The 16,021-nt window shown below is 33.0% G+C and carries 9 protein-coding genes; all 9 read left to right on the plus strand.

The annotated features are described in order from the left end of the window. Positions 1-13 precede the first annotated feature (13 nt). The 9 genes from addB to bsdE14_RS14065 all read left to right on the plus strand — a co-directional run bounded on the left by addB (position 14) and on the right by bsdE14_RS14065 (position 15,982). Positions 14-3,469, plus strand: coding sequence for a helicase-exonuclease AddAB subunit AddB (addB, locus tag bsdE14_RS14025; RefSeq protein WP_264850589.1), 3,456 nt, complete (start codon positions 14-16; stop codon positions 3,467-3,469). Next, positions 3,470-7,315 (plus strand): helicase-exonuclease AddAB subunit AddA, encoded by a 3,846-nt coding sequence (addA, locus tag bsdE14_RS14030; RefSeq protein ID WP_264850590.1) that lies wholly within the window; start codon positions 3,470-3,472, stop codon positions 7,313-7,315. Between the two features lie 67 nt (positions 7,316-7,382). Further along, complete coding sequence (locus tag bsdE14_RS14035; RefSeq protein WP_264850592.1) at positions 7,383-8,330, plus strand: L-lactate dehydrogenase; 948 nt, start codon at positions 7,383-7,385, stop codon at positions 8,328-8,330. 117 nt (positions 8,331-8,447) lie between these two features. Further along, positions 8,448-9,437 (plus strand): 3'-5' exoribonuclease YhaM family protein, encoded by a 990-nt coding sequence (locus tag bsdE14_RS14040; RefSeq protein WP_435382516.1) that lies wholly within the window; start codon positions 8,448-8,450, stop codon positions 9,435-9,437. Positions 9,438-9,590: 153 nt separating this feature from the next. Beyond that, positions 9,591-10,811 (plus strand): peptidase T, encoded by a 1,221-nt coding sequence (gene pepT, locus bsdE14_RS14045; protein ID WP_264850593.1) that lies wholly within the window; start codon positions 9,591-9,593, stop codon positions 10,809-10,811. Between the two features lie 151 nt (positions 10,812-10,962). Beyond that, a complete protein-coding gene (locus tag bsdE14_RS14050; protein WP_264850594.1) occupies positions 10,963-11,340 on the plus strand; it encodes a BlaI/MecI/CopY family transcriptional regulator in 378 nt (125 codons plus the stop codon). Next, complete coding sequence (locus bsdE14_RS14055) at positions 11,340-12,767, plus strand: M56 family metallopeptidase (protein WP_264850595.1); 1,428 nt, start codon at positions 11,340-11,342, stop codon at positions 12,765-12,767. The genes bsdE14_RS14050 and bsdE14_RS14055 overlap by 1 nt, the downstream gene beginning before the upstream one ends. A 21-nt stretch (positions 12,768-12,788) precedes the next feature. After that, complete coding sequence (locus bsdE14_RS14060) at positions 12,789-13,472, plus strand: ABC transporter ATP-binding protein (RefSeq protein WP_264850596.1); 684 nt, start codon at positions 12,789-12,791, stop codon at positions 13,470-13,472. Next, a complete protein-coding gene (locus bsdE14_RS14065; protein ID WP_264850597.1) occupies positions 13,469-15,982 on the plus strand; it encodes an ABC transporter permease in 2,514 nt (837 codons plus the stop codon). The genes bsdE14_RS14060 and bsdE14_RS14065 overlap by 4 nt, the downstream gene beginning before the upstream one ends. Positions 15,983-16,021: the final 39 nt, after the last annotated feature.

Raw genomic sequence — 16,021 nt, forward strand, 5'->3', positions numbered from 1 at the left:
GTTAAAGGTTTTAATGAGCTTAAGATTTATATATGGCCGCGCAGGCAGTGGAAAGAGCAGAAGATGTCTTGAAGAGATAAAGGAAAGGGTGGATTCTGATTTTGGAAAAAAGCTTGTGTTATTAATTCCGGAGCAATTTTCATTTCAGGCAAGTAAAAATCTTATAAATACTGTGGGCGAAAGAGTAGCAACCAAGGCACAGGTATTAAGCTTTACTAGATTGGCTTATGTGGTTTTCAGTGAAGTAGGTGGAATAACTCGTCAGCTTATGAATCCTGCGGGAAAAAATATGCTTATTTATAGGATTATAGACGAAATTAAAGATGAGCTAAAAGTTTTTAAAAGAGCTGGAAGACAACAGGGCTTTGTAAATATAATCGGGGATATTATTACAGAGTTTAAGAGGTATGATGTAAATCCGGACCTACTTAGAATTGTAAGCGGCAATATTAAGGAAAATACTGCACTTTATGAAAAGATGCAGGATATTAATTTGATTTATGATATTTTTGAGAAAACATTACATAAAAATTATATAGATTCAGAAGATGAACTTTTATTGCTGGCAGAGAAACTAGAACACTGTACATTGTTTGATGGAGCGGAAATATGGATTGATGAATTTTCAAGTTTTACGCCTTTGCAGTACAAAATCATTGAAAAGCTATTAAAAAAGGCCAGTAGGGTAAATATAACTTTGAATACTGATTGCCTGATAGCTGGTGGCAGCACAGATAACACTGATGTATTTGCTCCTATTAAAAATACCGAAAGGAAGCTTTTAAAGTTCGCAGAGGACAATAATATCGCTTACGAAAAACCTCTTTGTTTAGAGGAAAATTTACTTCCTAGATTTAAAAGTAGTAAAGAGTTAGCTCATCTAGAAAAGTACTTTTTCTACTTTCCATATAATCAGTATAAGGAAGATACCTTAGATATATCTGTTTTTAAGGCTTTAAACATGTACACTGAGATCCAAAATGTAGCTAGGGAGATAATTGCACTCACAAGGGATAAAAGCTTTAGACTCAATGATATAGCTGTAATAACTAGGGACTTGGATTCATATGAAAAGCTTGTACAGGCTATTTTTAATGAATATGAAATCCCATATTTTATTGATAAAAAGAGGGATATTAACGGTAATCCATTAGTAATACTTTTAAACTCAGTAATAGATATTTTTAGTAAAGGATGGTCCTACGAGGCGGTCTTTAGATATTTAAAGACCGGACTTACAGGTATAGAGCAGGAGGATATAGATTTAATAGAAAATTATGTATTAGCAAATGGTATAAAGGGAAAGAAGTGGACAGAAGAAAAGTGGAATTATAGATTTAACTATGGCTTTCAAAGTGAAGAAATATCTGAAATTGAGCAGGAGACTATTGATAGAGTAAATGAAATAAAAAATAGAATAACTGAACCTCTTATGAGACTTAATAAAAAGATCAAGAATAGAAAAAACGTAAGAGATATGTGTACAGCTATTTATGAGCTTTTTGAAGAACTTAATTGCTATGAGAATATTGAAAAGTGGATAAGTGAGTTTAAGGAAGACAAAGATTTGGATATGGCTAATGAATACAGTCAGATTTGGAATATAGTTATAGAGCTTTTAGATCAGATAGTTGAGGTTATGGGTGAAGAAAAGCTCACCATGGATGAATTTGTAAAGGTGCTTACTACTGGTATAAATGAATGTGAAATCGGGGTTATCCCACCTTCACTTGATCAAGTGTTAGTAGGCAGCATAGATAGAATAAGAAGCCATGATGTTTCAGCATTGTTTATCATAGGAGTAAATGATGGAGTATTCCCTAAGGCTTCTAATGAAGAGGGAATACTATCTGATAAGGATAGAGAGGAATTAAAAGAGCTTGGCTTAGAACTAGCACTGGATACAAAAGCACAAGCCTTCGAAGAACAGTTTTTAATTTATAACAGTTTAACGCTATCCAGCAAATATCTAAAAATCAGCTATCCTATAGCTAATTTTGAAGGCAAGACTATGAGACCTTCAATAATAATATCAAGATTAAAGAAGGTATTTCCAAATATAAAAGAGGACAGTGATATTATAAAGCTTGAAGATGATGTAGAAAATTTAAAAGCTGTAACTGGTGCTTCCTCAACCTTTAATGAGCTTATAGCAGCTATAAGAGGAAAGGCAGAAGGAGAAGCTGCCAGTGCTGTTTGGTGGGATGTATACAGCTGGTACAAGGAAAAACCAGAGTGGAAGGAACGCTGCATTAGGACCTTTGAAGGGCTTTCCTACAGCAATCAGGTTAAGTTTGTAAATGAGAAAAAAATAAGAAAACTCTATGGCTCTCCGCTTCAATTCAGTGTTTCAAGGCTTGAGAGATTTTCGCAGTGTCCTTTTGCCTATTATGTAGAGTATGGTCTTAAGGCAAAACAAAGAAAAATATATGAATTCAGTCCTCCTGACCTGGGCAGCTTTATTCATGAAGTCCTAGATGAATTTTCAGAGATACTTGAAAAGGAAAGTATAACTTGGAGAGAAATAGAAGACCAGTGGTGTGATGAAGCTATTTCGCTTATTGTGGATAAAAAGGTTAATGAAAGAACGGGTTCGATACTAAGTAGTTCACCAAGATATAAATATATGTCTGAAAGACTAAAGAGAATTATGACAAAGTCTGTAAACTTAATAGCTCAGCATATAAAAAAGAGTGGCTTTGACCCTATAGGCTATGAAATGTCCTTTGGAAAGAACGGAGATTTTCCACCAATCACAGTAGATTTGCCATCTGGGGATAAGATTGAGCTAATAGGAAGAATTGATAGAGTTGATGAACTGCAAACAGAAGAAGGGCTTTATCTTAGAATTATAGACTATAAGTCTGGAAATAAATCCTTTAAACTTTCAGATGTATACTATGGACTGCAGCTTCAGCTTTTAGTGTATTTAGATGCAGTACTAAGCAATCAGGAAAAGTATATAGAAAAGGGCATTCTCCCTGGAGCAATGCTGTACTTTAGAATAGACGATCCAATAGTTAGTGTAAAGAAAGAAATGTCTGAGGAAGAGATACAAAAGGAAGTAATGAAGACCTTAAAGATGAAGGGACTATTACTTAAGGATGCTAAGGTAATAAAAGCAATGGATAAGGATATAGATGGTTACTCTCTCATAATACCTGCTCAAATTTTAAAAAGCGGAGAAGTAAGTTCTAAGTCATCTGCAGCTACCTTAGAACAGTTTGAGCTGTTAAGAAAGTATGTAAGACATATTCTTATTGACCTGTGTGAAGAGATGCTTAATGGCAATATAAGTATAAAGCCATATAAAAAGAAGGATAGTACACCTTGTGAATACTGCAGCTTTTCAGCTGTATGTCAATTTGATACCAGTATAAAGGATAACAAATATAAATATTTAAATGATAGATCTGATGAGGAAGTTTGGGAACTTATGAAAAAAGAAGTGGAGAAAGAGGTGAAATAGATGGGTGAAACTAAGTGGACTAAAGAACAGCAGATGGCTATAGATACAAGAAATTGTAATCTTCTAGTGGCTGCTGCAGCAGGTTCAGGAAAGACAGCAGTACTAGTTGAAAGAATTATAAAAATCATCACGAATGAAGATAATCCTGTAGACATAGATAGGCTTCTAATAGTGACCTTTACTAGTGCAGCAGCTGCTGAAATGAGGGAGAGAATTGGTGATGCTATTTCTAAGGCCTTGGACAAGAACCCAGAATCAAAACAGCTTCAAAGACAGCTTACTCTGCTCAATAAGGCAAGTATAACAACTATTCACTCCTTCTGCCTTCAAACTATTAAAAATAACTTTCATGTTATAGACTTAGACCCAAACTTTAGAATTTCTGATGCTACTGAAGCAGTGCTTTTAAAGCATGAAACACTGCAGGATCTTTTTGAGGAAAAGTATGCAGAGACTGATGAAATGGGAAATCAGGATAAGAGTTTTCTGAACTTAGTAGAAAGCTATGGTGGAAGCAGGGATGATAGAAACCTGCAGGAGATAGTATTAAGATTATATGAATTTGTTATGAGTGGACCTTGGCCTAAAAAGTGGTTAGATGAGGCGGCAGAAGCCTTCAACCTGCCAGAAACCTTTGACTTTGGAGCTTCAAAATGGGGAGAAGTGCTTAAGGAAAGTATAAAAATTGAAATGCTAGGATTAAGGGATATGGTAGTTAATACCTTAGCTATAGCAAGTACTGCTAGAGGTCTGGAGCCCTATGCAGAAAATTTTAAAAGTGATTTAGCTGTAGTGGATGATTTACTGCGAGCTTGTAGTGGTACTTGGCAAAATCTATACGAGGAATTTGTAAGTTTTAAGTTTGAAAAGTTAAATACCATAAGTAAAAAAGCTGAGCCTGATAAGACTGCACAGGATAAAGTTAAAAAAATAAGAGATGAAGTTAAAAAGAAGATAAATGGAATTGTAGAAGATGTTTTTAGCTTTAGTCCTGAGGAAAACAATAGGGCTCTTAGACAGCTATATCCAATGATGAAAAGTCTGTGTGACCTAGTTATAGCTTTTGATATGAAGTATAAAGAAAGAAAAAAAGAAAGAGGAATACTAGACTTTAATGATTTGGAGCATTTTACTCTAGAAATTTTGACAGTGGAAAATAATCACGGTGAAGTAGAGACCTCTGAGGTTGCTTATAGGTTTAGAGAACAATATGAAGAAGTGCTGGTGGATGAATATCAAGACAGCAACTTGGTACAAGAAGTGCTTATAAATATGGTGTCTAGAAAATATACAGATAAGCCAAATGTATTTATGGTTGGTGACGTAAAGCAGAGTATTTATAGGTTTAGGCAGGCAGAGCCAGGTTTATTCCTTGAAAAGTACAATAGCTATTCAAAGGAATCTGGAGAAAATAATAGAAAAATAATGCTCTACAAAAACTTTAGAAGCAGAGAAGGTGTAATTGAAGGGGTAAACTATATTTTTAAGCTTATAATGTCTAAAAATATAGGTGAGCTGGAGTATACAGAGGAAGAAGCGTTAAACTTAGGCGCAAGCTTTATGGAAAATGAAGACCCAAATACAACTGTTGGAGGACCTGTAGAGCTTCATTTAATGGAGAAGAAAAGCTCAAGAAAAGAAAGGACATTAGAGGACAGCGAAGAAGAGCAGGAAGAAGCAGCTGAAATCACTGAAGAGGAAGATATAGATAATGTTCAGCTTGAGGCAAGGCTGGTTGCAAAGAGAATAAAAGACCTAATGACTACTGATTCAGAAGGTAAGAGATTTAAAGTATATGACAAAATCACCAATGATTATAGGCCAGTACAATATAGAGATATAGTAATATTGCTTCGTGCTACTGCCAGTTATGCTCCAGTATTTATGGAGGAGCTAGAAGGCTATGGAATACCAGTGTATGCTGATGCTGACAGCGGTTATTTTGAAACTATAGAAATAAAAACAATGATGTCTCTGCTTCAGATTATAGATAATCCAAGGCAGGATATACCACTGCTTGCAGTACTACGTTCACCTATATTTTCTTTTACTCCAGAGGAGCTTATAGATATTAGAACAGCTAATAAAGAAGTATCTTTATATGAAGCACTTAAAGAACTGATAGTAAGGTTTGAAAATAATGATTTAGAAGAAAGAGATACTGAAGCAGCTGCTAAAAAGTCAATTGAATTTACTCACAAGCTGAAGATTTGGAGAAAAAAATCGCAGCATATGGCAATAGATGAATTGATATGGTATTTATATACGGATACAGGATACTATGGGTATGCAGGTGCTATGCCAGGGGGAGTACAAAGACAAGCAAATCTGAAGATATTATTTGAAAGAGCGAGGCAGTTTGAAAAAACTAGCTATAGGGGCTTATTTAACTTTGTCAACTTTATAAATAAGCTGAAAACAAGCAGCGGCGATATGGGAAGTGCAAAAGTTCTAGGTGAAAATGAAAATGTAGTAAGAATAATGAGTATACATAAAAGTAAAGGCTTGGAGTTTCCTATAGTGTTTGTATCAGCCTGTGGTAAGAATTTCAACATGATGGACATGAATAGACCTATACTATACCATCAAAAGCTAGGACTTGGTCCTAATTATGTTGATCCTGAGATAAGAATAACCTATCAAACCCTTTTAAAACAAGCTTTAAAGAAAAAAGTTAAGTTCGAGAGTCTTTCAGAGGAAATGAGGGTGCTGTATGTAGCATTTACAAGGGCAAAAGAAAAGCTGATAGTAACTGGAGCAGTAAATAATCTAGAAGCTGCAGCAGTTAAGTGGTGCTCATATATGGATACAGAGGACTTTAAGGTGCCAGAATACGGAATTTTAAAGGGAAAAAGTTATCTAGATTGGATAGGCCCAGCTCTTGCTAGGCACCAGGATGGAGGCATAATTAGAGAACTTGCAGGAATAAGCGACAAGGGTGTTAATATAATCCAGGATAAGTCACAATGGCAACTACATTTGTGGAAAAAAGAAGACATTCTTGTGGATGAAGAAATTGGGCTTGTGGATAAATTAGAGGAATTTAATGAAGTTATGGAAGAAAGGCTTGAAGAACCGGATATTTCAAATGAGGTTCTTGCTGATTTAGAAAGGGAAATGACAGAAAGTGATTATAAGGAAGAAGTATATAGAAGACTAAATTGGGAGTATCCTTATAAAAGGGCAGCAGGTATACCAGCAGTTGTTACAGTAAGTGAGCTTAAAAGACTTGAAAATGCAGTCTTCTCTGGAGAATATACTGCGAAAATTACAACTCCAGTGCTATCTAGAAAACCAAGATTCATGGAGGAGAAAAAGGGTTTAAGTGGAGCTGAAAAAGGTACTGCAGTGCATGCTGTAATGCAGCATTTAAATTTAAATAATATTTCCTTGGAAGCCATAAGAGATAAAATATGTGAGATGAGGGCTTTAGAACTTCTAACAGAAGAACAAGCAAGTTCTGTAAATGCTGAAAAAATATTTCGCTTTTTTGGTAGTGAAATTGGTGAGAGGATGCTAAAAGCAAAGGATACTGTAAAAAGAGAAGTTCCTTTTAGTATAAAGCTTAAGAGTACAGAAGTTGATAAAAGCCTTCCGGAAGAAATCTATGGGAACGAAATGCAGCTGCTTCAAGGAGTTATAGATTGCTATTTTGAAGAAGATGATGGAATAATACTCCTAGACTATAAAACGGATTATGCTACAGAAGATAATATGGAAGAAATAAAACAGAGATACAAAAAACAGATTTATTATTATGATTTAGCACTAAATAGAATCTTAGGTAATCCTTCTAAAGAAAAGTATATTTATTTATTTAGTAATGGTCAGATATTAAAATACTAATTGATAATTATTATTAATAGATATATAATATTAGTATAAGGGTGATTAGTTTTTAGGAGTGATGAAAATGAAGGTTAAAAATACTAAGATATCTATAATTGGAGCAGGTTTTGTTGGTTCTACTACAGCATATGCTATTATGAATGGTGGTTTGGCTTCCGAAATAGTAATTGTGGACTTGAATAAAGATAAGGCAGAAGGGGAAGCAATGGACCTTTCTCATGGCTCGTCCTTTGTAATGCCTGTAAAGATTACCGCAGGCGGTTATGAAGATACTAAAGATTCAGATATAGTCATAATTACCGCAGGAGCAGCTTCAAAGCCAGGAGAAACTAGGCTTGATTTGATAAATAGGAATTTTGCAATTTTTAAATCCATAATTCCAGAGATAGTAAGATACAGCCCAGAATCAATTTTACTGGTGGTATCAAACCCTGTAGATGTGTTGAGTTATATTACTTATAAGCTTTCTGGATTTCCAAAGGAAAGGGTTATTGGATCGGGTACAGTTCTTGATACTTCAAGACTAAAATATCTCCTAGGTGAGCACTTTAATGTGGATGATAGAAATATTCATACTTACATTATGGGAGAGCATGGAGACTCAGAAATTGTAACTTGGAATTTAACAAGCATAGCGGGCATGGGTGTAGAAGAGTACTGCAAGAACAATTGCAATAAATGTGATGGAAATCTCAAATATAAAATACAAGAGAATGTTAAAAATTCTGCCTACCATATAATTGAGAAAAAAGGAGCTACCTATTATGCTGTAGGACTTGCAATTCGAAGAATAGTAGAAGCTATTTTGAGAGATGAAAATTCCATCCTCACTGTATCAACTTTGATGGAAGGCAATTATGGCATTGATGACATATATATTGGAGCTCCAAGTATTGTTGGTGCCAGTGGTGTAAAAAAGGTGCTTGAAGTGCCGCTTTATGACAATGAAGCAAAGGCTCTTAAGGAATCAGCTGATAAGCTTAAAAAAGTGCTAAGTGAAGCACAAATTTAATGAATTTACCCCAATCTATTAAGATTGGGGTTTTGTTTTAAAAAATATATTTATAAAAGCATAAAATGGTATAATAGTGTTATAAAAGCTGATTTCTATGGATATTTTATTAAGAGAGTGAAACGAGAAGGGATGGTACAAGAAGATATGGATTTTAAAAATATAAATGAGTTTCAAGCAGGTGAAAGAATAGATGGGTTTTTTCTTGTAAAATCTGTGGAGTGTAAGACTTCCAGCAATGGCAAGAGATATCTTGACTTTAATTTAGGAGACAAGACAGGGGAAATAAATGCTAAGCTCTGGGAGCTTGCTGATGGAGATGATAAAAGATATTCTGAAAATACCCTTATAAAGGTTAGAGGAATGGTAAATCTTTGGCAGAATGTTCTTCAGTTAAAGATTGAAAAGGTTAGAGAAAGTATTCCTTCAGATGGAGTTAAGATTGATGATTTTGTTCCTGTAGCACCTCTTGAGCCTGAATTTATGTATAGTGAAATAATGAATTATGTAATGGCCATGAAGAATGAGGATATTAAAAATATCGTCAGCTACGTGTTAGAAGAAAACAAAGAAAAGCTTATGTATTATCCAGCAGCTAAAAAAAATCACCACTCTATAAAGTCAGGGCTTCTATATCATGAATTAACTATGCTAAGAATAGGTGAAAGTCTTGCGAAAATTTATACCTATGTGAATACGGACTTATTATACGCAGGAATTATACTTCATGATTTAGAAAAGCTTCATGAAATGGAATCAAGTGTACTAGGAATAGTTAGCGAATATACGGTACAGGGTCAACTTTTAGGGCATATAGTTCAAGGAATAAAGAATTTAGAAGTGATTGGTGAAAACCTTGGGGCAGATAAAGAAATTGTTATGCTGCTGCAGCATATGATACTTTCTCACCATTATGAACCTGAGTTTGGAAGCCCTGTGAAGCCTATGATTCCTGAAGCAGAATTATTGCATCATATTGATATAATCGATGCTAGAATGTTTGATATGAAAAAGGCTTTAGGTGATACTGAAGCTGGAAGTTTTTCAGAGAGAATTTGGTCTCTTGAGGGAAGAAAAGTTTATAAAACAGCTATGGAAAATGAATAAAATTTAAGGTGCATTTACAACTTTCAAATCAAAAGTATGAAAAATTGATTTGAAAGTTGCAAATTTCTCAATAAAGATTTGAGAAATTTTTTTAATAGTAGTATAATAGATGTGAAAACGTTACATCCACAACATAAAGAAGGAGTGAATTATATGTCAAAAGTAGTAGAAAGATTATTAAAGTACGTAAGTTTTGATACTAAGGCAGATGACGATTCTAATACTGTACCAACTACTCCAGGACAAATAGTTTTAGCTAAGGAGTTAGTAAAAGAACTTGAGGAAATTGGAATGCAAGATGTATCTGTAGATGAAAATGGATATGTTATGGCAACTCTTCCTTCAAATATGGATAAAAAGGTTCCAAGCATTGGTTTTATAGCTCATATGGATACAAGCCCTGATATGAGTGGTACAAATGTTAAGCCACAATTTGTTGAAAACTATGATGGTGGAGACATTGTATTAAACAAGGAATTAAACATAGTACTTTCACCAAAAGACTTCCCAGAATTAAAGGAATCCATAGGTGAAACACTTATAACTACTGATGGTACAACACTTCTTGGAGCAGATGATAAGGCTGGTATAGCTGAGATAATTACTGCAATAGAATATTTAATTCAGCATCCAGAAGTACCTCATGGAGAAATAAGAGTAGGATTTACTCCAGATGAAGAAGTTGGAAGAGGTCCACTTCATTTTGATGTAAAGAAATTCAATACAGAATTAGCATATACTATGGATGGAGGAGCTATTGGAGAGCTTGAATGTGAAAACTTCAACGCTGCAGCTGCAAAAATAACAGTTGAAGGAAGAAATGTTCACCCAGGCTATGCAAAAAATAAAATGGTTAACTCCATGCTTATAGCAAATGAAATTATAAGCTTATTCCCAGAACTAGAAACTCCACAAGCAACAGAAGGTTATGAAGGCTTCTATCACTTAAATTCCATAAATGGTGGTGTTGAATCTACAGTACTTAGCTACATAATAAGAGACTTTGATGAAGAGAACTTCGCAAAGAGAAAGCAATTCATTGTAGATATGGTAGAATACTTAAACAAGAAGTATAACAATAGAATTAAACTAGAATTAAGAGACCAATATAAGAACATGAAAGAAAAAATCGAGCCTGTTCAATATGTAGTAGACAATGTAATAAAGGCTATGGAAGAAACAGGTATAAAGCCATTAATTCGTCCAATAAGAGGAGGAACCGATGGAGCTACAATATCCTTCATGGGAATTCCTACTCCAAACATATTTGCTGGAGGATTAAACTTCCACGGTAAATACGAGTATGTTCCAGTATCTTCAATGGAAAAGGCAGTAGAACTTATATTAAAGATAGTTGAAATATACACTAGATAATAATGAATAACTAATTAATAACCTTAGGCGAAAGATTTTCGTCTAAGGTTATTTTTATATACTTTTAAAATAGCAATTGACATATTTTACAAAAAGTATTAAGATTTAGTAAAGATTACATATGTAATCGATATTCGAAAGGGATGATTAAATGAAGGAGATACCTGCTATATCTGATGCTGAATGGGAAGTTATGAAAGTAGTATGGGGGAAGTATCCAATTACTGCAGGTGAGATAATTTCAGTTATGGAAAATCAAAAGGATTGGAAGCCTAAAACAATTAAAACGCTGATAGGCAGACTGGTAAAAAAGGATGTGCTTGGGTACGAAGAGAAGCAACGAGTATATTGTTATTATCCATTGATTAGTCAAGAGGATTGCATACAAAAGGAAAATAAGTCTTTTATTAAAAGAGTTTATAATGGTGCTGTAAAATCTATGCTTGTTAATTTTATTAATGACAGTGAACTAACTGAGGAAGATGTAAGGGAGCTTCAAAAATTATTGCAAGAAAGGGAAGAAAATTAATGGGGAAATTCTTTACTGAATTTATTATTATATTTCTATGGATTTTAAGGGCATCCTGTATAGCATCTATACTAATTGTCTGTGTAGCAATACTTAGAAAAATGTTTAAGGATAAATTAGCAGTAGAGTTTAATTACTTGCTCTGGATTATTATTTTCCTAAGATTAGTTGTACCAATGTTTCCACAGAGTAAGTTTTCTGTTTTTAATTACATAGAGCGTGCTTCAGAGAAACCAGCAGTAATATATAGTGATACACAAAGTTATTATGAAACTAAAAACAATGAAAGAGATACTACTATTAATTCATTATTTATAGACAAGTCAAAGGAACCAGTGGTAATTGATAATTCGGAAGGAATAAATAAATACCTATTTCTTAAATATGGTTTTATACTATGGATTTTAGGAATAAGTATATTGGCAGCAGTATATTTAGCTATGAGAATAATATTTAGCATAAAACTTATGCTAGATAAAACTAATGTGAAGGATAGTAGAATTGAAATTCTAGAGAGAGGTAAAAAAAGAGTAGGATACTATAAAAATATTAAACTATTAGAAAGTAATATAGTTAAAAGTCCATGTATCTATGGTGTTTTTAAACCAAAGATATTAATACCTTATAATTTAGCTGCGAGTTTAAGTGATAAGGATTTAGAAAATATTTTTATTCATGAAATATCTCATATGAAAAGAAGAGATACACTAAGAATTTACTTAACTCAGATTATTTTGGTAGTGCATTGGTTTAATCCCCTTGTATGGTATGCTTACAAAATGTTTAGAGAAGATACGGAGTTATGCTGCGATAATAAAGCCCTTAATAAATTAGATAATGGTGAAGTTAAAAACTATGGCATAACAATAATAAAACTTATGAGTAAGTTTACTTCTAAGTCTAAAATAGCTGCAACAGTAGGGGCTTTGGGTACAAAACATGAGAGTAAGAGACGAATAAAAATGATAAGCAAATATAAAAGAATAACTGCTAAGAATGCAATTTATGGAACAATTTTAGTACTAGTTTTTGCTATGACTACACTTACAGATTCTAAGGCATTAGGGATTGAAAAATATAGAAATATTGATAATATAAATGTTCAATTTATAGAGGATAAAGAAGTGTTGGGGAATTGGGAGAGTATAGACTTTGTTCCAAGTATAGAAAGCTTTAATTTAGATAAAAACTATTGGAACAAAGAAATATTGAATTTTAATATTCAATTTAATAGAGATGGAAGTACGCAAAATAGTTGGTTGACTTGGACTAAAGGGCTTATAATGCATCATGGAGATAAGACTGCAAGTAAATACTATATAAAAGAAATTGAAGGAAATAAATATTTATTTATGGAATGGAAGAGCGGGGATTACATATATAGAGGAGAGATTACAGGATATTATGTTTTGAAAAAGGCAAATTAGACATAATATGAGGGGGTAAAAATGGAATTATTGAGAACGGTAAATTTAACAAAGACTTATGGCTTTAAAGAAACTGCAGTGAAGGCACTTAAGCCTACAGATCTTGAAATTAGAAAAGGTGAATTTACTGCAATAATTGGACCAAGTGGTTCAGGTAAGAGTACGCTACTTCACCTTTTAGCAGGACTTGATAAGCCTTCTGCTGGACAAGTGTATATTAATAGTACAAATATATATTCTATGAGCGAAAAAGAATTATCTAGATTTAGAAGGAGAAACATAGGGTTTATTTTTCAGTTTTTTAACCTTATACCTATATTGAATGTGGAAGAAAACATTAAATTACCGCTCTTAATGGATAGGAAAAAGGTAGATCAAGATTATATAGATGAGCTTATGGGGACTCTTGGACTAAAGGATAGGAGGAAACATCTGCCAGGAGAAATATCTGGAGGGCAACAGCAAAGGGCATCTATAGCAAGAGCACTAGCTAATAAACCTTCTATTATTTTTGCAGATGAGCCTACAGGGAATTTGGATAGCAAGAATAGTGCTGAGGTATTGGAACTTTTAACTCACTCAATTATTAAATTTAATCAAACACTTGTCATAATAACTCATGATCCTAATGTAGCTAGATGTGCTAATAGAATTATAACTTTAGCTGATGGCGATATCATAGAGGACAAGAGGGTGAACCTATGAAAAGTTTTTGGTCACTAATACCAAGGAGAATGCTTAAGAGCAAGAAAAATGCCTTTTATGTGGGTATAGGAATAATATTATCTATTTCTTTGATTATAGCTATGAATATTATGATTGATGGATTAATGAAAGATGCATATAAAAGAGGCATAGAAGAGGATGGGGGTACTTATGACGTCTTCTTATATTCCCCTGACAAAAAAAATGTAGAGAAGCTAAAGAAGGATGAAGTAGTGGAGAAACTTTCAAGTCTTGCTTATTTAGGAAAATATAAAGTTCCTAACACTAAATATGAATTAGAGATTGATGGATGCGAAAATAACCTTGGGGATTTTCTTAATCTAAAGCTATTACAAGGCAAATATCCAGAAAAAGATAATGAGATAATTATAGAGGATTGGATTTTGGATAGTATGCCCCAAAAGTATCATATTGGTGATAAAGTAAAACTTAATTTAGAAATAGGTAGTAATAAAAAGAAAAATGAAGATAAAGAATTTGTGCTAACAGGTATTTTTAATCATAAATTCACTACCAATCAAGAAAAAAATAAAGGAAGTGCATATGTTACTGAAAAATATGTTGAAGATACAATAGCAGCAAAGGATACTTTTTATAAAGGATACTTTGCTGTGAATAAGAAATATCCTATACAAATGGGTGTACAGTTCATAATGGGTTCTAATGAATACAATCAATTAGAACTACATACTAATTATGGCCGAGTAATATATTATGAAGGAATGAAAGCTTTTAATAAACTCAGTAATATATTAAGTGTGGTTTTATGTATAGTAGCAAGTATTATAATCTATAACATATTTAATATGTCTGTTACAGAGAGGATTATAGAGCTAGGTATGTTAAGAGCCATAGGTGCATCTCCCGTGGAAATAGAAGTACTGGTTTTAGGTGAAGGCCTGATACTAGGCCTTATATTTATTCCCATTTCAATTATAGTTGGAAATGTTGTTATGAGAAGTATTATAAATATTGCTGTAGGAAATAAGATTTTCACTGATATAACTTACATACCATATAAGGCTATTATTTCCTCTGTAGTGGTAGGCATTTCTACAATACTGCTAGGTACATATTTTCCTGCCAAAAAGGCATCTAAAATATCCGCTATGGAAGCAATTAATTCTAATAACAATTTACAATTAGAAGGTTCAAATGTAAATGAAAATTCAAAAATTAATAAGTTTATAAATAAAAAGGCTAGCTTTACCACTAGTATGGGATATCTAAATTTACATAGAAATAAAAAGAGAGGGCGTTCTACTATTGTTTCATTGACTATATGTATAATAATGTTTATATTTGTGGGTTATTTGATACGCTGCTCCACTAATTCATCAAAAAGCATTAGGGAATCTGTAGGAGGAGATTTTGCAATAGTTGCAGCTGCTAAAGATAACCCCAATGGTGCACTTTATGATGAGGATATCAAATTGATTAGTGAGATAAATGGTATAGATAAAATAAATAAAGTAAAGAGTTCTAGTACAATAATGCAAATACCCAAAGATGCAATCACTAGTGAAGGATATAATATTCTCTCTAAACAGATGCTTGGTGATGATAGGTATGACTTCCAAAAGGGGAGATATAGGTTTAAAGGTATAGAAGTATATGGATATACTAGTGATAAATTAAATGAACTAAATAAATACTTGGATAAAGGTGAAATCAATGAAAAGGAACTTCTAGAAAAGCCAATAGCTATAGTAGGTCAAAATCTAAACTATAGCAATAATACTAAGCTAAAAGTTGGGGACAAAATTGAACTACAGTATTGGGAGTATGCTCCTGATGGCAGAAATATTAAAACTGATACAACTACCTTTACTATTGGAGGATTATTAAAAGCAGATTTTAAAACCACTTCTCCTAATGAACAAAATGTTATATTTACAAGTGAAAAAGTTGCAGAGAAGTATCTTTATATTAAAGGATATGAAAAAGTTAGTTTTAATTTGAAAAAAAATGCAAATTACAATGAAGTTGAAAAAGAACTCAAGGATAAGCTCAGTAAATATCGTAATTTAGAACTAGTATCCTATAGAGAAGAACTAGAAAAAGCTAAGAAGAAAGATATTAAGGTGACTTTAATAACCTATGGATTTGTAGCAGTATTAGCTATTGTTAGTATTATTAATTTATTTAATATAATGAGTATGAATATAATGATAAGAAAAAGAGAAATTGGAATGCTAAGAGCTGTTGGACTGGGAAACGATGAAGTTGGAAAAATGATAGCTGCTGAAGGATTATTTTATGGAGTTTCATCTGCATTTTGGGGTACTGTATTGGGATATATAATTAATTATCTATTCTTTTTACTGGCTAGAAAATCTTTAACAAGTGGAATGACATGGAGTATATCTATAAGCAATATTTTGGCTATCTGGGCAGCAGTAGTATTAATATGTTATTTAGCTGCAAGACATGGTACGAAAAAATTATTTACGTCTAGTATTGTTGAAGATATTAAAGTAGTAGAGTAATAATAATTTCCACAAAGGTTTTTAGTTAACTGCATGGTT

It is taken from the genome of Clostridium omnivorum, from assembly GCF_026012015.1.
Classification (GTDB): Bacteria; Bacillota; Clostridia; order Clostridiales; family Clostridiaceae; genus Clostridium_AX; species Clostridium_AX omnivorum.